The 21,632-nt window shown below is 67.4% G+C and carries 20 protein-coding genes; 3 read left to right on the top strand and 17 right to left on the bottom strand.

The annotated features are described in order from the left end of the window. Positions 1 to 15 precede the first annotated feature (15 nt). Together cobM and bluB are read left to right on the top strand one after the other, a co-directional pair. A complete protein-coding gene (gene cobM, locus BEMPMBAN_RS07580; protein WP_159229745.1) occupies positions 16 to 804 on the top strand; it encodes a precorrin-4 C(11)-methyltransferase in 789 nt (262 codons plus the stop codon). Then, positions 801 to 1,445, top strand: coding sequence for a 5,6-dimethylbenzimidazole synthase (gene bluB / locus BEMPMBAN_RS07575; RefSeq protein ID WP_159229744.1), 645 nt, complete (start codon positions 801 to 803; stop codon positions 1,443 to 1,445). Before cobM ends, bluB begins: the two co-directional genes overlap by 4 nt. A 3-nt stretch (positions 1,446 to 1,448) precedes the next feature. Here bluB and BEMPMBAN_RS07570 read toward each other — a convergent pair whose 3' ends face one another. From BEMPMBAN_RS07570 to BEMPMBAN_RS07495, 16 genes are all read right to left on the bottom strand, one after another. Next, positions 1,449 to 1,973: a bifunctional adenosylcobinamide kinase/adenosylcobinamide-phosphate guanylyltransferase gene (locus tag BEMPMBAN_RS07570; RefSeq protein WP_159229743.1), complete on the bottom strand. Its 525-nt coding sequence runs from the start codon at positions 1,971 to 1,973 to the stop codon at positions 1,449 to 1,451. Next, positions 1,970 to 2,722, bottom strand: a complete 753-nt coding sequence (locus BEMPMBAN_RS07565; RefSeq protein WP_159229742.1) for a cobalt-precorrin-6A reductase — start codon at positions 2,720 to 2,722, stop codon at positions 1,970 to 1,972. The genes BEMPMBAN_RS07570 and BEMPMBAN_RS07565 overlap by 4 nt, the downstream gene beginning before the upstream one ends. Beyond that, a complete protein-coding gene (locus tag BEMPMBAN_RS07560; protein ID WP_159229741.1) occupies positions 2,719 to 4,224 on the bottom strand; it encodes a cobyric acid synthase in 1,506 nt (501 codons plus the stop codon). The genes BEMPMBAN_RS07565 and BEMPMBAN_RS07560 overlap by 4 nt, the downstream gene beginning before the upstream one ends. Further along, on the bottom strand, positions 4,224 to 4,988 hold the full coding sequence (gene cobF / locus BEMPMBAN_RS07555) for a precorrin-6A synthase (deacetylating) (protein ID WP_159229740.1): 765 nt from the start codon (positions 4,986 to 4,988) through the stop codon (positions 4,224 to 4,226). The genes BEMPMBAN_RS07560 and cobF overlap by 1 nt, the downstream gene beginning before the upstream one ends. Positions 4,989 to 5,001: 13 nt before the next feature. Then, complete coding sequence (locus BEMPMBAN_RS07550) at positions 5,002 to 5,883, bottom strand: LysR family transcriptional regulator ArgP (protein WP_425294943.1); 882 nt, start codon at positions 5,881 to 5,883, stop codon at positions 5,002 to 5,004. Positions 5,884 to 5,931: 48 nt separating this feature from the next. Then, entirely contained in the window at positions 5,932 to 6,633 is a 702-nt protein-coding gene (locus BEMPMBAN_RS07545; RefSeq protein ID WP_159229739.1) for a cutinase family protein, read from the bottom strand. A 161-nt stretch (positions 6,634 to 6,794) separates the two neighbouring features. Further along, a complete protein-coding gene (locus BEMPMBAN_RS07540) occupies positions 6,795 to 7,814 on the bottom strand; it encodes an NAD-dependent epimerase/dehydratase family protein (RefSeq protein WP_159229738.1) in 1,020 nt (339 codons plus the stop codon). Between the two features lie 146 nt (positions 7,815 to 7,960). Continuing rightward, positions 7,961 to 10,258 carry a glycoside hydrolase family 3 C-terminal domain-containing protein gene (locus BEMPMBAN_RS07535; RefSeq protein ID WP_159229737.1) on the bottom strand — a complete coding sequence of 766 codons (2,298 nt, stop codon included), beginning with the start codon at positions 10,256 to 10,258 and terminating at the stop codon, positions 7,961 to 7,963. 160 nt (positions 10,259 to 10,418) lie between these two features. After that, a complete protein-coding gene (locus BEMPMBAN_RS07530) occupies positions 10,419 to 11,858 on the bottom strand; it encodes an MCE family protein (protein WP_159229736.1) in 1,440 nt (479 codons plus the stop codon). Further along, entirely contained in the window at positions 11,858 to 13,030 is a 1,173-nt protein-coding gene (locus BEMPMBAN_RS07525) for a virulence factor Mce family protein (RefSeq protein WP_159229735.1), read from the bottom strand. Before BEMPMBAN_RS07525 ends, BEMPMBAN_RS07530 begins: the two co-directional genes overlap by 1 nt. Next, entirely contained in the window at positions 13,030 to 14,328 is a 1,299-nt protein-coding gene (locus tag BEMPMBAN_RS07520) for an MCE family protein (protein WP_425294942.1), read from the bottom strand. The genes BEMPMBAN_RS07525 and BEMPMBAN_RS07520 overlap by 1 nt, the downstream gene beginning before the upstream one ends. After that, positions 14,325 to 15,650, bottom strand: coding sequence for an MCE family protein (locus BEMPMBAN_RS07515; RefSeq protein ID WP_234897346.1), 1,326 nt, complete (start codon positions 15,648 to 15,650; stop codon positions 14,325 to 14,327). The genes BEMPMBAN_RS07520 and BEMPMBAN_RS07515 overlap by 4 nt, the downstream gene beginning before the upstream one ends. After that, on the bottom strand, positions 15,635 to 16,660 hold the full coding sequence (locus tag BEMPMBAN_RS07510; protein WP_234897345.1) for a virulence factor Mce family protein: 1,026 nt from the start codon (positions 16,658 to 16,660) through the stop codon (positions 15,635 to 15,637). Before BEMPMBAN_RS07510 ends, BEMPMBAN_RS07515 begins: the two co-directional genes overlap by 16 nt. Before the next feature lie 34 nt (positions 16,661 to 16,694). Further along, on the bottom strand, positions 16,695 to 18,068 hold the full coding sequence (locus BEMPMBAN_RS07505; RefSeq protein ID WP_159229733.1) for an MCE family protein: 1,374 nt from the start codon (positions 18,066 to 18,068) through the stop codon (positions 16,695 to 16,697). 4 nt (positions 18,069 to 18,072) lie between these two features. Continuing rightward, positions 18,073 to 18,924 (bottom strand): ABC transporter permease, encoded by an 852-nt coding sequence (locus BEMPMBAN_RS07500; RefSeq protein ID WP_159229732.1) that lies wholly within the window; start codon positions 18,922 to 18,924, stop codon positions 18,073 to 18,075. 9 nt (positions 18,925 to 18,933) lie between these two features. Next, on the bottom strand, positions 18,934 to 19,647 hold the full coding sequence (locus BEMPMBAN_RS07495) for an MlaE family ABC transporter permease (RefSeq protein ID WP_159229782.1): 714 nt from the start codon (positions 19,645 to 19,647) through the stop codon (positions 18,934 to 18,936). A 516-nt stretch (positions 19,648 to 20,163) separates the two neighbouring features. Between BEMPMBAN_RS07495 and BEMPMBAN_RS07490 the strand changes: the two genes are divergently transcribed. Further along, a complete protein-coding gene (locus tag BEMPMBAN_RS07490) occupies positions 20,164 to 20,742 on the top strand; it encodes a TetR/AcrR family transcriptional regulator (protein ID WP_159229731.1) in 579 nt (192 codons plus the stop codon). Between the two features lie 14 nt (positions 20,743 to 20,756). Here the strand turns inward: BEMPMBAN_RS07490 and BEMPMBAN_RS07485 are convergent, their stop codons facing one another. Next, entirely contained in the window at positions 20,757 to 21,617 is an 861-nt protein-coding gene (locus BEMPMBAN_RS07485) for an alpha/beta fold hydrolase (protein WP_159229730.1), read from the bottom strand. Between the last annotated feature and the right edge of the window lie 15 nt (positions 21,618 to 21,632).

The following is a 21,632-nucleotide window of genomic DNA, read 5'->3' as shown; positions in this document are numbered from 1 at the left end:
CTAGACTGCCGACCGATGGACGACGACAGTGCTGTGCAGTTCGTGGGCGCCGGACCCGGTGCCGCGGATCTGCTGACCATCCGTGCGGCTCGGCTGCTCGCCGAGGCCGAGATCGTGCTGTTCCCTGGCAGCTATCTCGACGCGGGCGTGCTCACGAACTGCTCACCGGGCGCCGAGCTCGTCGACACCGAGAACCTGGACCTCGACGCGATCGTCGACCGGTTGGTCCAGGGTCACCGGGCCGGCCGACGGGTGGTGCGCCTGGTCTCCGGGGACCCCTCGGTGTACTCCGCGGTGTCCGAGCAGACCCGCCGGCTCGACGCGGCCGGTGTGCCGTGGGCGGTGACGCCGGGGGTCCCGGCCTACGCCGCGGCCGCGGCGCGGGTCGGCCGGGAGCTGACCGTCCCGTTGGTCGCGCAGTCGGTGGTGTTGACCCGCACCCGGCAGCGGTCCACCGCGATGCCGGACACCGAGACGCTGACGGCTTTCGCGGCCACCCGGGCGACCCTGGTGCTGCACCTCGCGATCACCCGCACCCGGGAACTGATGGCGGAGCTGTCGCCCGATTACGGACCGGATTGCCCGGTGGTGGTGGTGTACCGGGCCTCCCAACCCGGTGAGCAGGTGCTGCGCGGCACCGTCGCCGACATCGCCGACGTGGTCGAGGCGGCCGGTCTGCGCCAGGCTGCGGTGATCCTGGTCGGGCGGGCGCTGGCCGGCACGCCCGATCCCGAAGCCGGGGAGAGCCACCTCTACGACCCCGCGCGCGACCGCTCGGCCAAACCCGCCGGGGGGTTGCGATGACGGCGGAGCTGTCGAGCGACGCGCTCTACGACGTGATCAACCGCCGCCGCGACACCCGGGCCGAGTTCACCGGTGAAGCGATCGCCCCCGAGGTGCTCGAACGCATTCTGCTGGCCGCCCACGCCGCGCCGTCGGTCGGGATGTCGCAACCGTGGGACTTCGTACTCGTCCGCTCGCCGCAGACGCTGCGGGCATTCCGCGACCACGTGGCCGGCGAACGGGAGGTGTTCGCCTCGGCCCTGACCGGCGAGCGCGCCGACACGTTCTCTCGGGTCAAGATCGAGGGCATCTGCGAATCCGGCCTCGGGATCGTCGTCGGATACGACCCGACGCGGGGCGGACCGCAGGTTCTCGGCCGGCACGTCGTCCCCGACGCCGGGCTCTACTCGGTGGTCTGTGCGATCCAGAACCTCTGGCTGGCAGCAACAGTCGAGGGTCTCGGGGTCGGATGGGTGTCGTTTTATCACGAAGAGTTCCTCCGCGACCTGGTCGGCATGCCGCCGCATGTCCGCCCGGTCGCGTGGCTGTGTGTCGGCCGCGTCGGCGAGCTGCCCGACGTGCCCGATCTCGAGCGTCACGGCTGGCGGCGACGGTCCTCGTTGGGCACCGTGCTGCACCAGGAGCGTTACCGGACCCGCTGAGCCTCAGATCTTCAGCACCCGGCCCGCGATCACCAGGTGGACTTCGTCGCACACCGCGGCGACCCGCTGGTTGAGGATGCCGAGCAGGTCGCGGAAGACCACCCCCGAGCGGTGGGCCGGCACCACACCCAGACCCACCTCGTTGGTCACCACGACCGCCTCGGGCGTCGCGGCCAGGGCGTCACACAGCGGGCCGATCTGCGCGGCCATCGCGTCGTGCGCCTCGTCGGTGGGTGCGTCCCAGAGTTGCCCACCGTCCATCAGCCCCACCAGCCAGGTGCCGAGGCAGTCGACGAGCACCGCACCGTCGGCCCGGGCCACCGCGCCCGCGACATCGGTCGTCTCGAGCGTCGTCCACTGCGCCGGCCGGTCGGCGCGATGGCGCGCGACGCGGACGTCCCAGTCGGGATCGGTCCCGTCCGCAGGCCGACCGGGCGCCACGTAGGTCACGACGGCCGCTCCGCTCAACAGTTCTTCGGCGTGGCGGGACTTGCCGGAGCGCACGCCGCCGGTGACCAGGATCCTCACCCGGACATCGTAGTGAGGCCGCGCACCCAGTTCATCGCCTCGTCGACATCGTGAACCGTCGGGATGCCGGGCAGACGGGGTGGTCGGGCCACCACGACAACCGGGATGCGCAACTGTTCGGCGGCGGCCATCTTCGGCCAGGTGTGCTCACCGCCGGAATCCTTGGTGATGAGCACGTCGGTGCGGTGCGCACGCATCAGCGCCAGTTCACCGGGCAGCTCGTAGGGGCCGCGGCTGGTCAGCAGCCGCCATGCGGGTGGCAGCACGGTTTCGGGGACGTCGACCACCCGCGCCATGACGGCGTGCTCCGCAAGGTCCGGGACGAACCGGGCGATCTCCTGACGCCCGACGGTGAGGAAGGGACGATCGCCCAACCGTGCGGCGAGCGCGGCCGCCTCTTCGTGGGAGTCCACCCAGCGCCACGAGTCGTCCGAACGGTCGGCCCACCCGGGCCGCTCCAGCCGCAGCAGCGGCCGGCGGGTGGCTCCGGATGCGCAGGCGGCGGCGGCATTGGCCGAGATGTTGCGTGCGAACGGGTGGGTGGCGTCGACGACGGCGTCGTAGCCGGTCAGCACGGACCGCAGCCCGTCGACTCCGCCGAACCCACCGATGCGCACCGCGCCGACGGGCAGCCGCGGATCGGCGACCCTTCCGGCCAGCGACGTCGTCACCTCGACGCCCGCGGCCGTGAGACGCTCTGCGAGCGCCCGGGCCTCCGACGTGCCGCCCAGCAGAAGAACTTTCGTCACGGTGCTCCTGGCGGCAGGAAGGGCAGGCCGGCGGGGGCACCGCCCCAGACGAGATCCATGACGGCGTCGATGTCGAGATGCTCTTCGACCAGATCGCCGAGCAGATCGAGGCGCTGCTCGCGGGCCCGCGGGAACGAGACATCCGACGCGTCGAGCCCGAGGGTGTCCCGCAGAAACCGTGCCCGCAGCGCATCACCTTCGAGCGCACCGTGCCACATCGTGCCGAAGACCTGGCCGGCACGCGCGCCCTCGAGGAAATCGTCGACGCCCGGACCGCGGATGATCCGGCCATGATGGATCTCGTAACCGGCCGCCGGCACCTCGCCCCAGTGGCCGGTGGGCAACCGAAGGGCTTTGGCCGCAACAAAATCGGTTTCGACGTCGAGGAGTCCGAGCCCCTCGACCTCGGCGCTGGCGCCTTCGACGCCCGCCGGGTCGCGGATGACGGACCCGAGCATCTGGAAGCCGCCGCAGATGCCGAGCACCGGCTTTCCGGCGGCGGCATGGCTCCGGATCGCGCGGTCCAGGCCGCGGGACCGCAGCCAGGCCAGGTCGGCGATCGTGGACCGGGTTCCCGGTAGCACCACCAGCTCGGCATCGGCCAAAGCTGCTGGGTGGGAGGCGAAGACGACGTCCAGCTCGGGTTCCAAACCGAGGGCGTCGACGTCGGTGAAGTTGCTGATCCGCGGCAACCGCACCACCGCGACGCGGCGCGCACCGGGTCGCGGGGAGCGCCGCCCCTGCAGCTCGAGGGCGTCCTCGGAGTCCAGCCAGATGTCGGGACGCCATGGCAGCGTGCCGTATACCCGGCGTCCGGTGACCCGCTCCAGGTCCCGCAGACCGGGGGCCAGAAGGTCGAGATCACCGCGGAACTTGTTCACCACGAACCCCGCGATCAGCGCCTGGTCCTCGGGCGAGAGCAGCGCGACGGTTCCCAGGAAGGCCGCAAAGACCCCGCCCCGGTCGATGTCGCCCACCACCACCGTCGGCAGGCCGGCATGCCGGGCCAGCCCGAGGTTGACGTAATCTCCTGCGCGGAGGTTGATCTCGGTTGGACTACCGGCACCCTCGGCGATCACGACCTCGTAGCGGGACGCCAGATCGTCGTAGGCGGCGTGCGCCGCGGCAGCCAGTGCGCGCCGCCCCTCCAGCCAGTCCGACGACGCCACCTCACCCCAGGGCCGGCCCATCAACACGACGTGGCTGCGCCGGTCACTGCCCGGTTTGAGCAGCACCGGGTTCATCGCGGCCTCGGGCGTCGCCCGTGCGGCGTGTGCCTGCACCCATTGCGCCCGCCCTATTTCCACGCCGGATACACTCCCCGTCGCTTCGCTCGCCCCGGAGCCATCGGGACCGACACACACCATCGAGTTGTTCGACATGTTCTGCGCCTTGTAGGGCGCGACCTTGACGCCGCGACGGGCCAGGGCGCGGCACAGGCCGGTGGTGACCACACTCTTGCCGGCATCGCTCGTGGTGCCGGCAACCAGCAGACCAGCCATCAGGTCCTCCGTACCAGGAACAGATCCATCACCCAGCCGTCCTGCGCCTGCGCGGCGGCGCGGGCCTCTGCGATCGCGGGCAGCACATCACCGAGGCGACCGGTCACCAATCGCTCGCCCGCGGCACCGAGGTTGGCACCCCACCAGATCGTCCAGTCCGCCAGCCCGGTGAAGTCGAGCCGCTCCGGCGGCGGGTTCAGCATCGCCAGGATGTTGTCGAGCCCGGCGGCGACCGCTTCCTGCAGGCGGCGGCCGGTGGTGAGGTGCACCGGACGGCCGACGTCGTGCAACACCATGCGATGCCTGGCGGCGAGCAACTGCGGCGCGCTGATGCCGGGCAGCACGTCGTAGTCCAGGTCCACCCCCAGAGCGCGCACCTTCTCGACGATCCGGATGGTCGAGTCGTACAGCGACGGGTCACCCCACACCAGGAACGCCGCGGTGCCGGCGCGCTGCTGCAGGACGGCGGCGTACCGCGCGGCCCTGGCGTCGTGCCAGTCGGTCACGGCGGATTCGTAGCCGCCGGTGGTGAGCCCGGCGGAGCGATCACGCTCCGGGTCGCGGACGGCGACGACCTCGACCGGACCGGCGGCACCCGGGTGTGCCGCCACGATCTCGCGGCGCAGCGCCAGCAGCGGGTCACCGTCGGCTTTCTCCGCGGCCAGCACGTAGTCCGCCGACCGAAGCGCCTCGGCGACCTCGGCGGTGACGTGCTGCGGGCCCATACCGACACCGAGGATGCGGACCTTCACCGGTTCGGGCATGTCAGCGATTCTGTCACCGGCTGCGGCGCAACCCCGCCGCGGCCGCCCGGACCGCCTCGGTGACCCGCATGACCGTCGAGCTGTCCAACTTCCAGCACTGCCAGTAGAGCGGGACGTCGAGGTGCTGGGCGGTGATCGGGACGAACGCCCTGTCGACGAGCTGCTCCGGGTACATGCCCCAGCCCAGCCCGGCACGTACGGCCGCGCCGAAGCCTTCCGCGGTGGGTACGTAGTGGATGGGCCGGTGGACGCTCTTGCGGAGCGCTTTGCGCACCAACTGATCCTGCAGTGCGTCGTCGCGGTTCCACGCCAGCGACGGGGCCGCGGCCACAGCGTCGACCGTGAACCCGTCCGGAAGGAATCGCTGCACATACTGCCGCGTCGCGACCGGCAGATAACGCATCACGCCGAGGGCCTGCACGCGGCAGCCGCCGACCGGAGCGCGTTCGGTGGTCACCGCGCCCATCACCACCCCCTCACGCAGCAGCCGCGCGGAGTGGTCCTGATCCTCGATGCGCACGTCGAACAACACATCGGGGAGTCGGGTGAAGACGTCGGTGAACCAGGTGGCCATGGAATCGGCGTTGACGGCCAACGCGATTCGCGGGTGCTGTGCGGAACCACCGCTCATCTCGGCGAGCGCCTCGGACTCCAGCAGGGCCGTCTGCGCAGCAAGACGCAACAATGGGTTGCCGGCCGGCGTTGCGACACAGGGCTTTTCCCGCAGGACCAGCACTTGTCCGACCCGCTGCTCGAGCGCTTTGATGCGCTGACTGATCGCCGACGGCGTGACGTGCAGGCGCTCGGCGGCGGCGTCGAAGCTGCCGAACTCGACGACCGCCGACAACGCCGCCAGCTGACCGGCGTCCAGACCGATGGGCCGGTTAGCAGTCACACTGCCCATACTAATCGGATCAGTAGGGGCATCCGGCCACTCGGCGAGCTACCCGGTGGCGCCCGAGGCGTTGACCAGCGTGTCGGAGGCGAGCCGCCCGGAGACGAAATCGGCTGCCCGATCGGTCAATCCGGACTCCACATAGAGGCTGTGGGCCGGCCGGTCATCGCCGTCGGAGCACACCGGATCGGCGCCGTTGCACAGATCGATGGTCTTGGTCCCGTACAGCGGGCTCATCGCGGTGAGGGTGCGCCCGATCTTGCCGGCAGGATTGCCGAAGACCGCGACCGCGGCGACGTGGTCGGCGACTGCAGGAGGCATCGGGCGGCCGAACCCGAAGGTCGCGTTGGGATCTGCGGTGATCAAGTCCACCACGGCCGCACCCTGCGAGTATCCCCCGAGCACGATGCTGGTGTCCGGACAGTTCGCAGCGGTGGCCTGGACGTGAGCGCTGGCGTCGTCGGCTCCCTGCGGGGTGGCCTGCAGAAAATCGTATGACGCAGGGTAGTTGACCGCGTACACGCTGATGCTCTGGCCGCGCAAGGAGCCCCGCAGGTCGTCGACGAATGCTTGGCCGACACGGCCGACACCGACCGGTTCCGCGGTGCCTCGGGCGAACACCACTTCTACGTCGGAGCAGGCCTCGGCCGCATCCGCGTTCGCCGCGCCGGGGCCGATCAGACCGGCCGCGGCGACGCCGCCGACTCCGGCCATGACCAGAGCTCGCCTTACCGTGTGACGATCGGTCATCGTGGGTTCTCCCTTGGTGTGTCTGCCGACGGCATCACTGGGCACCAACCGCCGAACCACCTGAAGAAATTCCATCCGACGTCGGCAGCCGCGCCGATGGGGGCCGACGCTACTTCGATGCATCCGGGTGGCCGGCACCGAGCGGCATGCGGATTTGGCGGCTAACCGGCTCTGCTGACGTAGTTCTCCGCCGCGCGCTGGATGAAGTGTTCGGTCGGTTGGGGCCGCCAGCCGAGTTCCCGGGTCGCCTTGGCGTGGCTTGCCGGTGACGTCAGTGCCAGCAACCGGGCACTCTGCCTGCTGATCGGGATGTCGCGTCGGGTCAGCGCCGCGACACCGTCGGCAAGATATCCCAGACCGTGCATCACGCCCATCGGGATGCCGAAACCTGGTCGTCGCGCACCCACGGCGTCGGCGGCGACGGTCACCAACTCCCGGTGGGTCATGTACCGCTCGGAGATTATGTAGCGCTGGCCGACCCGACCATGCTCTGCCGCGCGCAGCATTGCGTCGGCGGCATCGTCGATCCCCACGACTTCGGAGGCAACACCGCGGACGTAGAACGGCAGTTTCCCCAGAGCCGCGAGTTGGACGAACATCCCCTGTCGCGGCTGCCAATCAGGTGGGCCGTAGGGATTCGACACGTTGGCCACGACAGCGGGAAGTCCGCGGTCGGCTACATAGGAGAACACCAGTTCCTCTGCCGCACGCCTGGATTCGATATAGCCACCGGCGCGGTCGGCCCAGTTGAACGGGGTGTCCTCGTCCACGGTCTCACCGTTCCTGCCGACGGCGATCGTGCCGATCGTGCTCAGGAAGACGAACTTGCGCAGGTGCGCTTCCACCGCGACGTCGAGCACCTTGCGCAGGCAGTTGACGTTGGTCTCGAACAGCCGCGCCGGGTCACGCAGTTCGGCCCGGGTGTCGACGACGCAGTAGTAGACGACGTCGCGGTCGGACATCGCGGCGGCAACCTGCGCACCGTCGGACAGGTCCCCGTAGCACTTTTCGACGTCCGTTCCGTCGATTCCCACGGTGGAGCTGGTCGTGCGCAGAAGCACCCGCACGTCGGCGCCACCGGCCGCCAGGTGCCGCGTCACGCACGCGCCCACGTTGCCGCTCGCACCCATCACGAGGGCTCGCTGGCCGGTGACGTTCACTTCGTGGCTGTCGGCGTCCATAACCGGCCCATGCTAGCCGAACCGGATACGGTAACGCCGACAGTTCAAGGGCGGATCGCGGTGGTGGGCGCCGAGGCGCATCGTCCCGTGAGATTCGGCGATCACCGGGTATCACGCAGCAGCGATCCGCGGCGCGACGGCCCGGGTCAGTCCAGTGCATGAGCCGCCGTCCCCTCGTCATCGGCATTCGCCGCCGCCAGCAGCGCATCGATCATCGCCGGGTCGACTTCGGCTCCGCTGCCGGCGGCCAGCATGCCGACCTGCCCGATCGGAAAGGAATTCAGCAACCGGGCCAGGTCAACACCGTCGGGCATGATCGCGGCGGCCTCGCCCGCACCCGCCATCGCCGACGCCATCGCGGACTGCAGGATCGGGCCCGCCACGGGGTGCGCGAGCACCTCACCGATCGACGACGACCGCGACAGCGGGATGGTCACCGGATCTCCGTCGACGTCGACCTGGACCGACGTACGGACGTCCCTGCTCGACGCGGCGACGTCCACCGTGTACGTGCCGGCCTCGACCACCCAGCGGTCGACGCGAGTATCCCAGTAAGCCAGTTCTTTTCGACGGACGGTGACGGTGACTTCGCGGGACTCGCCGCGGTCGAGCGCTACCGAGGCGAACGCTTTGAGTTCCCGCCGCGGCCGGGTGATCCTGCTGCCGGGCAACGCGGTGTACACCTGGACGACCTCACGACCCGCGACGGGGCCGGTGTTGGTGACAACTACCCCGACCTCGATGTCCCCGTCCTCGTTGACGACGGCCGTGGCGGTCCCGTACTCGAACGTGTTGTAGGACAGGCCGTGTCCGAAGGGGAACGTGACCTCGATGTCGCGGGTGTCGTACCAGCGGTAGCCGACGAACAGACCCTCGCCATACCGGACGTGGGAGAACTCGCCCGGGAAGTCGAGATAGGCCGGGGTATCGGCGAGGCGGACCGGGATGGTCTCGGTGAGCTTGCCCGACGGGTTGACCTCGCCGAACAGCACGTCGGCGATCGCACCGCCGCCCGCCTGCCCCAGGAGCCACCCTTCCAGGATCGCGGGCACCTCGGCGGCGAACGGCAGAGCCACCACGCCACCGTTGGACAGCACCACCGCCGTGTTCGGGTTGACCTCGAGCACAGCGGCGAGGAGCTGCAGCTGGTGCGCCGGTAGGTCGATGTCGTCGCGGTCGTAACCCTCGGACTCCAGGCGGGCGGGCAGCCCCAGGAAGACGACGGTGACGTCTGCCGACTCGGCCGCGGTGAGCGCCTCCTGCCGCAGCCGGGTGGACTCGTCCGACGAGACGTCGACGGCCGAGCTGAAACCCGCCGCGAGGACGACGTCCCCGGTTGCCAGCGAACGGATCTCGTCGAGCGCGTTGTCCAGTCGGGTGGGTTTGATCATCGACGAACCGCCGCCCTGATAACGCGGGTGGACAGCGAATTCCCCTATCACTGCCAGGTTTACGTGCTTCGCCAGCGGGAGGATGCCGCCGTCGTTCTTGAGCAGCACGATGGAACGGCCCGCCGCTTCGCGCGCGAGCGCGTGGTGAGCGCCGGCGGCGGGAGGGGTGGCCAGGGCCGCACCTGCCTGCGCCCTGTCGACCAACCGGAGTATTCGGGCAGCAGCGTCGTCCACACACTGCTGATCGAGTGAGCCGTCCCGGACCGCGGCGAGGACGTCGGCGTCGCTCGGCGAGCCGGGCATCTCGAGGTCGAGACCGGCCCCGAGGGAGGCGATCGGGTCGGTCACCGCGCCCCAGTCCGAGACGACGACGCCGTCAAATCCCCACTCGCGGCGCAGCACCTGCGTCAGCAGCCACGCATCCTGCGACGCGTACACCCCGTTGATGCGGTTGTAGGAGCACATCACCGTCCACGGCTGCGCATCCTCGACGACACGCTGGAAGCCGCGGAGGTAGATTTCGCGCAGTGGCCGGGGATCGATGTCCGCACTGACCCGCATCCGGTCGCTCTCCTGGTTGTTGGCCGCGAAGTGCTTGACCGAGGCGCCGACCCCCCTCGACTGGATTCCTGTCACCAGCGCTGCGCCGAGAACACCGCAGAGCACCGGATCCTCGGACAGATACTCGAAATTGCGTCCGCACAGCGACGAGCGCTTGATGTTGATGCCCGGTCCGAGCACGACCGCGACGTGCTCGAGCGCCGCCTCGGTGGCCAGGGCCGCACCGACCCGCTCGACAAGGGCGACGTCCCAGCTTGAACCGAGGGCGACAGCCGGCGGAAAGCACGTCGCGGGCACGCTGTCGCCGATTCCGAGGTGGTCGGCGCCCTGCCGCTGTTTGCGCAGACCGTGCGGGCCGTCGGTCAACATCACCGACGGGACGCCCAGACGCTCGATCGGCTTCGTGTACCAAAATTTCACACCGCTGGTGAGCGATAGTTTCTCCTCGAGGGACAGTTCAGCGAGCACAGCATCGATGGACACGACGTCCATGGTGCCCGATCACACCCGGCTCGCCGGTCAATTGACTGGTCGGTATACCGAGTGGCGGCCGGAAACTGTTTGGGCACAACATCTTCGATCTGTTCAAAGCCGCACCACGCGTTCCCCATCACCCAGCTGAAGTCCCAGCTTCACCGGGTTGCGCTAGCCATCACCGGGGCGGCAGCAGCATCGTCTGCCACGTCTGCTCCGCCGGTGCCGGCTGCGCGAGATCAGCCTGCCGGTACTGCCGGCCGTCCGGCCCGATGTAGGTACCGGTCGCCGGGTCGTATGGGGCGACGCCTATCGGCGGCGCCACCGGGGCTTCCGCCGGCGCGCCCGGCGGCAGTTGCGGGATATCCTGGCCGGACAGCGTCGCGTTCGGGTCGCCCTTCCAGTTGTTGCCGTCGTTGAGCGGCACATACTGTTCGTCGCTCTCGCACAACTTCACCGTCGGCGCCCGCTTACCGGGTCGGGTGACACATGGAGTGTTCTTGGCGCCGCGCACATTGAACATCGAGTCCTGCGGGGTCCTGCAGTAGAGGTCGCCCGGCGGGCGTTCCGGGTGGTCCTCGAACGTGGGGGCCCGCCGCTGGCTGGCCGGCAGGAATCCGGTGGTGCACGGCGGCGGCAGATTGATGTTCAGGTTGAAGCTGAGGTATTCGCCGCGGTAGTCCTGCTCGGTGTCCCGGTTGGCCACGAAAGTCGCCCCAGCTTCCGCAGTGACTTGGGGAAGCAGCACCAGCACCTGCTCGATATTCGCCTGGTAGGTCAGCGCGACTTCGCCGACGCTGACCAGATTCGCCAGCAGGATCGGCAAGGTGGGTTGCAGCCGCTCGATCAGTTGCCGCGCTTCGCCGAACGCGGGGCCGCCGTTGTCCAAGACACCGGCGATGTCCTCATCGTGTGTTCGCAGTTCACTGGTCACGGTGGCCAGGTTCGACGCCCAGGCCTGAATCGCATCGGAGGTGTTGGTCTGCGAGTCGAACACCGGCTGGCTCTGCTCGATCAGTGCGATCAGCGGGTCGAGATTCTCCCGCGCCTCGATCGAAAGATCGATGGAGTTGTGCACAATTCGGGTCAGCTCGGGTCCTAGCCCACCCACCGCCGTGTACGACTCGTTGATGGTCGTCTTGAGGTCGTCCTTGGGTATCGCCTGCAGACCGGTGACCACCTGGCCGAGGATGGTGTTGATGTCGGGCGGAACGCTGGTGTCGGCGAGCGCAATCACATCGCCGTCCCGTAGCGGCGGCGCGGTGCCATCGCGGGGCAGCAGCAGTACGTACTGCTCGCCGATCGCCGATTGACTGTGCACCTCGGCGACGAGATCAGACGGGATGTCGATGTCGGATCTCAGCGACAGCACAGCCGTCACACCCGTGTCGTTCAAGTCCACGGATTGCACCCGCCCCACTTCGACGCCCCGGTACGTGACGTTGCCACTGGCATAGAGGCCGGCGGCTTTCGGAAGCTGCACCGTCACCGTGTACTGGCCGACACCGAAGAACCTGGCCGGCAACTTCATGAACTGCAGGGCCATCAACGACATGGCGACGAGGGCGATCACCGAAAAAACCGCCAGCTGGATCTTGGCCAACCGATGCAGATGCATTACGGCCCCTGGTCCCAGCGGTAAGGAGCGATCAGCGGGTTACCCGGGGTGTTCGGCCCGCCCCCCGTGCAGGGGCTGGGGTACTGGCCGATGGTGCGCCCCCACTGCAGCTCCAGCAGCGTCAGATCGCACTCCCACCGGGTGCCGGTGAACAGTGCCGCATCCACACGGCTCAAGGTGAGGTCGACGATCGCGGTCAGGTTCGCGTAGTCGCCCCGCTGCCACGTCTCGATGGTCTCGTTCGGAAACGGGAAGGTCAGAATTCCGCTCAAGGCGCGGGTCAGGCTCGGGCCCGCGTCGGCCAGGGATTCCAGGACCGTTCCGGATTCCGTCAAGATCTTGACGATGTCCTCTTCGGATTGATTGACCGTGTCGGCGACCATGGCGCCGAACTCGCCCAGCCGGTCGGCCGCGTCGACAAGGGTCCGCCGCTCCTCGTTGAGCACCGCCAGCGCATCGGGGATGGTTTCGAGCGCTCGATCCAGCACAGGCTGCTGCCGAGCCAGCTTGCCGACCAGGCGGTTCAGGCTCTCGGTGGCCGCGATGATGTCGCCGGACTGGTCGTCGAGGTATGCGGTGAATCTGTCGAGTTGCTCGATCAGACTCCGCACGTCCTTCTCGCGGCCCCGCAACGCCGTGCTGAATGCGGTGGTGATGTCTTGTAGTTGACCTATCCCGCCGCCGTTGAGCACCACCGACAACGCCGCCAGTGTCTGCTCCGTGGTCGGATACAGACTGCTGTTCTGCAACGGAATCACCGACCCGTCGTGCAACCTGCCTTGCGGCGGAGCGGTTTTCGGGGGTGTGAGCTCGATGTGCTGCGAACCCAGCAAGCTGGTCTGGCCGAGCTTGGCGGTGGAGTTGGCGGGCAAATCGACGTCGCCGTCCAACGACATGGTCACCACGGCGTGCCAGCCCTGCCGCTCGATGTCGGTCACAGTGCCGACCGACACATCGGCAACCCGCACTCGCGAGTTCTGCTGCAGGTTGTTCACATCGGGCATCTGCGCCTGGACGATGAAGGACCCCGGTCCCGTGCCCTGAGTGCCCGGAAGGGGTAGCGAATTCAGCCCGCGCCAGTCACCGCAGCCGGATACTCCCAGGATGACGATCATGATCAGAATCGCCGCAGTACGACTTTTCACCCAATGGCGCACGCGGATGCGTGTCATCAGCCACCTCCAGCAGGCACCATCAAGCCGGGCAGACCGGCAGCGGGATCTGTCGAAACCGTTTCCGGTGCCGAGGCATCCGGGGTAGGCACTGCAGCGGCCGGCGGACCTTCAGCGGCCGGCGGAACGTAGTCGGGCCGCATCCAGTCCTCGCTGAAGGTGACCTCGTTGGGCCTGGCCTGAGCCCCGACGAAGAGGTCGAAACCCAATGGCGGGAAGTTGTATTGCCGGTTCTTCATGATCGGCGCCAGGTACTGGGCACACAGTTTCGACGATTGCTCGGCGCCCAGTCGGGATGCGGCCTGGACCGCTCCGCAGAGGAAGCCGATCGGGTTGGCGAAGTTGTTGACCGCCAGCGCGCCGGTGAAGGAACCGTTGGCCGGCTCAAAGATGTTGCTGAAGTTCTGAAACGCGGCAGGCGCCAGGTGCAGAGCCTGCTCGATATCGTCGAGGCTTTCGACCATCGCCGTGGTGATCGACCCCAGCTTGTCCGAGGTGGTGCCGAGCGCCTCGCGGTTGTCCGCGGCGAAGCCCTGAAGATCACCGACCACCGCGTTGAGGTCTTCGACCGTCTGCCCGACCTTGTTGGGATCGTCGGCGACCAACGCCGTTGCCGCGGCGAGGTTGCCGTTGAGCTGCTCGAGCAGACCAGCGCTGTCGTGTAGCGCGGACACCAACGTCGACAGGTTCTTGAATGTTGCGAAGATGTCCTGACTGTGGTCCCCGAGCGCGGACAACGTCTGCGACAGCTTGATGATGGTGTCGCGGATGGCCGGGCCCTGCCCGCGCAGATTGTTCGCCGCGGTGGTGACGAACGCGCCCAGCGTGCTCACCCCGCCCGGCTCAGTGGGCTGCAGCAGTTCGTTCACCCGCTGAAGTTGTTCGCGGACGTCATCCCACTCGACCGGCACCGCGGTGCGGGTCTGCGGGATCTCCGCGCCGTCGGCCAGCATGGGACCGTCGGCGTAGGCGGGCGTCAGTTGGATCGCCCGCCCGGTGACCAACTGCGGCGACAGGATCACCGCGTTGACGTCGGCCGGAACCTTGACGTCGCCGTCGAACCAGAACCAGATCTTGACGCGGTCGGGCTGCGGCTCGATCCTGTCCACTTTTCCCACCGGCACGCCCAGAATGCGGACGTCGTCGCCGGGGAACAGCGCAGTGCTGTTGTCGAAGAAGCCGACCACCATGGTTCGGGCGCTGTGACCGGCGGCGCGCGCCGCGGTGATCACTCCGCCGATGAGCACCAGAACCAGCGCCACGGTCAGGAATTTGCGGGACGTCGCGGCGGCGATCACGGCCGGTCTCCCGGCGCGGCAGGCACATGCACGGGTGCGGGCGTCGGTTCCGGTACCGACTCGAGTCCGGGCGGGGCGGGTGCGGGCGGCCCGGGCGGCGGGCCGCCCGGCGGCGGTGCCGGTAGCGGCTCTCGATACGGATACCGGCCCGGAGACTGGACAGGCAGATTGGGGTCGCGGTTGCCAGTGATCGCGTCGGGCAGGGTCAGATGGGGCTCGCCGCCCTGACCTGTTCGCGGGAAGGGCACCGGCAGCGCCGGGGTCCCGACCTGGCCGGTAGGCGGGTCGGTCAACTCGGACGGCAGCAGTACAGCCGGGTCGAGTCCGAGGTCCGAGAACGCGGCATCGATGAACGGTTGGACGAATTGTCCCGGCAGCAGATTGACGACGTACGCCTTGAAAAACGGTCCCGAGGAGATGGATTCGCCAAGCGACATGGCATAGGTGTTGAGGCCTTTCACCGCCAGCTGCAGGCGTTCTTTGCGATTGTCGAGAATCGTCAGAACGCCGTTGAGCTTGTCCAGGGCAGGTCGCAACTCCTGTCGGTTCTCGTTGATGAATTCCTTGAGTTGCTGCGCCGCGGTGGAGAGGCTGTACCAGATATTGTCCAGCGCTGCGCTCTGCGTTCGCAGCTCGGCAAGCAGGGCGTTGGTGTCGCGCACCAGGCTGACCACCTGGTCGGTCCGCTTGGCGAGTACTTCCGTCGCTTTGGCCGCGTTCTGGAGCAGGTCGCGCAGATTGGCATCGCGGGCGTTGAGTGTCTGCGCGAACCGCGCCACACCTTGCACGGCGCTCCTCAACTCCTCCGGGGTGTCGGAGAAGGTCTGTGCCAGCGTGGTCAACGAGTCCGACAGCTGAACCGTGTTCAGCCCGCCGATCGTGGCCGCGAGGTCACCCACCGCGTCGGGCAGCTGGTAGGGCGATGTCGTCCGGTCCATCGGGATCGAGTCGACGAGCGGGTCGTCACCGCGCGGAAGCACCTCCAGCACCTTGGTTCCCAGAAGACTTTTCGCGATGATCCGGGCCTCGGAGCGGTCTCCGATGTGAATGTTCTTGGCCACCCAGAACGTCACACGTACCTGTTGCCCGTCGAGTTCGATGTTCGAGACTTTCCCGGAGGGATAACCGGAGACCTCGACGGCGGCGCCGGTGAACAGTCCTCCGGCGTCGGCGAATTCGGCAGAGTAGTCAGTTCCCTGGCTGAAGAACGGCAGCTTCTGATAGTTGAGGGCGGCCATCGTGATCGTGGCCACGATGGTGATACCGATGACCCCGATGAGCACCGGGCTGCGTTCGGAGAACGTTTTCATTTGGGTGCGCATCTCCCTGTGCTCTGACCGGCAACCTTGACGTACACCGGTTGGCCCCCTTTCCCGTTGAGCTTCAACACCAGATCGCACAGGTAGAAACTGAAGAAGTCGCCGTACATCGCCTGACGGTTCAGTGCCCGGTACTTGTCCGGCAGCTCATTGATGAAGCGGTCGAGGTACTCGTGGTCGGCCACCGCGATTCCCGCGGCCCGGTCGAGTTCGTGAACCACCTTTTGGAACGGCTCCCGGGCCTGCGACATCAGATCGGTGAACGACCCGGCGCCGGCGTCGACGTAGGCCACCGCCTCGGAGAGGTCGCTTCTACGGTCCGAGAGGCCCTGCACCAGTGTCGAAAGCGACGTGACCGCTTTGTCGAACCTCTCGGTCTGGCCACCCAGCGAACCCAGCACGACGTTGAGGTTGTCGACGACCTCCCCGATCAGAACATCGCGGTCGGCCAGTGTGTTGGTGACCGCGGCGGCCTGGTTGAGGAACGACCCGATCGTGGGCCCCTGTCCCTGGAACGCCTCGATCAACTGTGCGGTCAACTCGTTGACCTGGTCAGGGTCCAACGCCCGAAAGAGCGGACGGAAACCACCGATCAAGGCATCCAGATCCAGCGCGGATTCGGTGCGGTTGAGGGGAATCGTGCCACCTGGCTTCAGCGTCTGAAGCGGCCCGGCGCCCTCCAGCAGCGCGAGGAAGCGGTTGCCGATCAGGTCGTCGTAACGAATCGCCGCCCGGGATCCTTCGGTGAGAGAGACGGTTTCGTCGGCCGAGAACTCGACCGTCACCGTCGCGTCCCGGTTGACCGTGATCGTCTGGACTTTGCCGACCTCAACACCGGCGATCCTGACGAGGTCACCCTCGCGCAGGCCGGAGACGTTGACGAACTGGGCGAGGTAGTTCTTGCCTTCCCCGAAACGAACCTGCCCGAACACGGCCACCAGGAGGAACGCACCGAGCGCGCACACCGTCAGGAAGATTCCCAGGCGCAGCGCCGCGCCCTTGAGTTCCTTCACAGTGAAATCTCCCGAGTCGGTTGGTCGTCGGCGCTCACGGGGGTGTCTGCCCGTTGGTGTCCGGCCTGGCCGGACCCGGGTCGGGCTGCGCCGGAGCAACACCCGGCCACAGCGGCACGCCACCGGGTCCATACAGCGGTGCGCCATAGGGCGGCGCTCCCGGATACGGGACCGGTCCGATCGCCGGGCCCGGGATGCACTGGCGGACGCTGGGCACCTCGGGGACCGCGCGCGTCGCCGGCAGCCAGTTGGCGTAACAGGGATGCCCGATACCGGGGTTGGGCCGAATATCCAGGCCCCTGCCCCACCCGGTGTTGGTCACCAGCTGGCGCACCGGAAAGTTCTTCGCCACGTCGGGCAGTGATCCGCAGCCCGGCTTTCCGCCCGGTCCGCCCTTGGCCCCGATGATCGGCAGATGTTCCGGATACGAGTAGGGGTCGTTGCCGAGCAACAGGGCGACGTCGAAGTGCAGGGTTCGGCCGTCGGCGCCGCCGAACGCCGAATAGCCGCCGTTTTCGAGGTTGAACTGCATGCCCTGCAACATGCAGGCGTAGGTGGGGCTGTATTTGTTCAGCAGGTTCGCGGTGGGCTCGAGGAGGTCCGCCGACGCGACCAGATTGTCCTTGGTGCCGGCGAGCAGGTTGGTCCCGGAGTCTGCGAATCCGAGGACGTTGAGCAGCAAGCTGTCCAGTGAGGCCGAATGATCCACGAGGGTGGTGCTGGTGGCGCTCGCGGCGTCGAGGACGGTGAGAATGTCGTCGGCCGCGGCGGCGTAGGTGTCGTTGACGTTCTTGAAGGATCGCCAGTCCTGACGAATGATCTCGCTGCGGTCGTTGAGCGCCGTCAACACCTGATCGAGATCGGTGGTGGCCTGACCCATCCGCTCACCTTGCCCACGCACCGCGTCGGCCACCGCGGAGAGCACCGCGTTCAACTTGGCCGGATCGATCATCTCGAGCAGATCGGCGACGTTCTCGAACACCGTGTTCACCTCTGTGGTGACATTCCTGCTCTGCACGACCGCGCCGGCGGCCAGCCGTTCAGTGCTCGGATTCTTCGGCGCGACCAGTTCGACGAACTTGGCGCCGAACGCGGTGGTCACGTTGATCTCCGCCTCGACATTGGCCGGGATGTACTGGATCTGGTCGGGATCTATTTCCAGCACCAACCTGGCGCCGTGCCGGCCCGCACCGATGTGGCTGACGCGACCGACCTGCACGCCGCGCATCTTGACCTTGGCGTTGGATTCCATGATGAGACCGGATCGTTCGGAGGTCAGCGTCACCGGCACCGAGGAGGTGAAGGTGCCGGCAAAAATCGCCGAGGTGACGAGGATGAACGCGGCGGTGGCCGCACACAGCATCAGTGCCCACCAGCCGGGGTGAAAGCGTCGTTCACGGGTGTCCATCCCGCTACCCCGCCAGATTGAAGTTGCCGGACTGGCCGTACACGGCCAGCGAGATGAAGATGATCTCGATCGCCGCGACCACCATCGAGGTCCGCACGGCCCGGCCCACTGCCTCCCCCACCCCGGCCGGCCCACCGGTCGCGGTATAGCCGTAGTAGGTGTGCACGAGCATGATCACCACCGCGATCGCCACCACCTGAAAGAACGACCAGATCAGATCGGTGGGGTTGAGAAAAGTGTTGAAGTAGTGGTCGTAGACCCCTGATCCCTGGCCGTATATCACCGTGGTGCCGGTGCGGGCGGCCAGGAAGGCCATCATGACCGCCACGCAGTACAGCGGGATGACCACGATCACGCCGGCGATGACGCGCGTGGACGCAAGGTAGGTCACGCTGCGAATGCCGATGACCTCGAGCGCGTCGATCTCCTCGTTGATGCGCATCGCACCCAGCTGGGCGGTGGCACCGGCGCCGATGGTCGCCGACAGTGCCACTGCCGTGGTTCCCGGCACGATGAGCCGGACGTTGAAGAACGCAGAGGCGAAGCCGGTCAGCGCCTCGAAACCGACGGATGCCAACTGGTTGTACCCCTGCACCGCAACCAAGGCTCCCGTGGTGATGGTGAGGAATCCCACGATCGCCACAGTGCCGCCGACGACCGCGAGTGCTCCTGCACCCAAACCCATCTGGGCGATCAGCCGGTAGAGCTCGGTGCGGTAGTTGACGACCGCATCGGGGATCGACGACACCGTCTTGGCATAGAAGTACGCCTGCTCGCCGATGTGATTCCAGCCCCCGGAAAGGCTTTCGGATGCGCGGCGGAGCCTGGGATTGGGCTTGCTCGGGACAGCTGTCATGGCGCCATCTCATTGCACCGTGAACTGGATGCCGACAGCGGTCACGATCACATTGATCGCGAACAGCACCATGAAGGTGAAGACCACGGTTTCGTTCACCGCGTTCCCGACACCGGCCGGGCCACCACCGACCGAGATTCCCTTGTAACAGGCGATCAGGCCTGCAGCCATCCCGAACAGTGTGGCTTTGACCAGCGACACGATGACGTCGGAGACCCCGGTGAGCAGCGTCAGCCCCGCGACAAACGCACCCGCCGAAACGTTTTGGATGAACACGGTGAAGAAGAAGGCGCCGACGAGACCCACCAGGATCACCGTCGCGGACAGCGCCAAAGCCACCGTCGTGGCCGCCAGCACGCGGGGAACCACAAGCGCCTGGATCGGGTTGATGCCCATCACCCGCATCGCGTCGAGTTCTTCCCGAATGGTCCGCGCACCGAGATCGGCACACATGGCGGTGGCGCCCGCGCCGGAGACCACCAGCACGGTGACGATAGGCCCGATCTGGTTCACGGTGCCGATTGCGGCGCCGGTGCCGGAGAAGTCCGCTGCCCCGAACTCGGTGAGCAGAATGTTGAACGTGAACACCAGCAGCACCGAGTAGGGCATCGTCAGCATCAGCGCGGGCAGCACCGATACTCGCGCCACGAACCACGACTGCAACACGTACTCGCGCCAGGCAAACGGCGGCTTGAACATCTGAACAAGGGTGTCCAGCGACATCGCGAAGAACTCGCCGACACCGCGCAACGGCTTGGTGGCGGAGGTTGCCAGCGTCACCGCGGCGCCCTCGGGGGAATGATCAGCGGAGGGTGCTGGACCCGCACTGCCGTTGCGAGGAGAGCCTCGACCTCAGCCCACCGGCCGTCACCCTCGACGCAAGTCATACTGGAAGACGCTATCGACGGAGTGCTGCGGTGACTGCTCCATCATGGGGGATAAACATGCCTCTTCGGAGTCAATCGGCGGCGGTCCGACCTACCGCACGCAGGTTTGCTGCCGGCGACCGCAGAGGTGCGCGGCAGGGTCGAATGTCTTGCGAGCAAGTCCACTTGACCCTCGTCGTGGTGACGCAGAACCGTGCGGGCAGTGTCGACGAATCTGCCTCCGCCGCAAGTGATCTTGACCGACCAGCAACAGGGCGTACACGTCCTGCCACTGGAAGGTTCACCCGTTCACCGCGACGCCAGTCGCATGTATCGTCTGACTCCCGCCCGCCGATGCGGAACAATGGGTGGTGTGACCACCGACGACGAGATGGGTCTCCGGGAGCGCAAGAAGCGCCGGACCCGGGAGACGGTGCGTCTCGCCGCATATGAGCTCTTCGAGAAGAACGGCTACCCCGACACCACCATCGAACAGATCGCCGAACTCGCCGACGTCTCACCGCGAACGTTCTTCCGGTACTTCCCCAACAAGGCCGCGCTGCTGGTCCCCGACCAGTTGATGGAACCGATCATCGAGCTGTTCCTCGCCGCACCCCCGGAACTGCGTCCCATCCCCGCCTACCGCCATGCCCTGGAACAGGTGTTCGCAGGCATGGCGGGCCCCGAGTGGGGCGAGGAGATCGCCCGCCAGCAACTGCTGTACACGCTGCCGGAGGCCGCCGGCGCCCTCTACAACGAATACGTGCACGTCATCGACCTGATCACCGACGCGCTGGCCACCCGGCTGAACCGGCCGGCCGACGACCCCATGTTGCGCATCACCGCGGGTGCGATGACCGGCGTGATGATGGCGGCGCTACACGGCACCCCGATGTCGCCGGAGTCGATCTTTGCGGGTCTGGACTTTCTCGATGCGGGACTGCCGCTCTAGGAGCCTGCGGCCGCTCACCCGCGCGTATCAGCCGGGACCGTCGTCGCGATGAAGTCCTCGATCAGGTCGACCACCTCGGTCGGCGCCTCGACCTGCGCAAAGTGCCCGACATCGGGCAGGACTTCGAGCCGGCAGTCCGGCCGCGCCTCCAAGGCCGAGTAAGCGTGGGCGACCGGGATGATGGTGTCCTGCTCACCCCAGATCGCGAGCGCGGGCAGGTCGGCCCGAAGCGTCAACCGATTCAGCGCGCTGACGGACTGACCGCGGTAGTCGACCACCGACCGCAGGGTCCGCAGAAATGCCTCCCGGGTTTCTCGATCCGAGAAGGACGAATACGCGCTCCAGATCTCTGCGCCGCGCGGTGAGCGCAGGCCCGCCGAACTCAACCAGGTCCGAACGGCGTTGCCGGCACGCAGCACCGGGGCGGGCGCGATGATCGGCATCACCAACTCCGCGCCCGGGGCCGCGAGCAGGCGCAGGACCCAGCCGACATCAGGACCGAGACCACCGCTGCTGATCAGGACCAGCCTGCGGCAGTAGTCGGGGTGCTGATACAGGAACTGCATCGCCACACCGCCGCCCAGCGAATGGCCGACGATCGTCGCCGACTCGATGCCGAGTTCGTCGAGCAGGTCACGCAGACCGACGGCGAACGCACCCAGTGAGTAGTCGGTGCGAGGTTTCGACGACTGCCCGTGGCCCGTCAAGTCGGGGGCGACCACACGGTACTTCTTGGCGAGCTGGGGTATCACCGCCCGCCACGTGTCCGCGCTGCCTGCCATGCCGTGGATCAGCAACAGGACCTCATCGCCCTCACCGACGTCCACCACAGCTTGACTCACGCCATGAATGTCGACGAACTTCGTTTCGAACATCGCGACTCCCGTCTG

The sequence above is a fragment of the Mycolicibacterium austroafricanum genome (assembly GCF_902705885.1).
GTDB classification, from domain to species: domain Bacteria; phylum Actinomycetota; class Actinomycetes; order Mycobacteriales; family Mycobacteriaceae; genus Mycobacterium; species Mycobacterium vanbaalenii_A.
The sequence above is the reverse complement of the archived record's forward strand: the minus strand, read 5'-3'. Positions and strand labels throughout refer to the sequence as shown.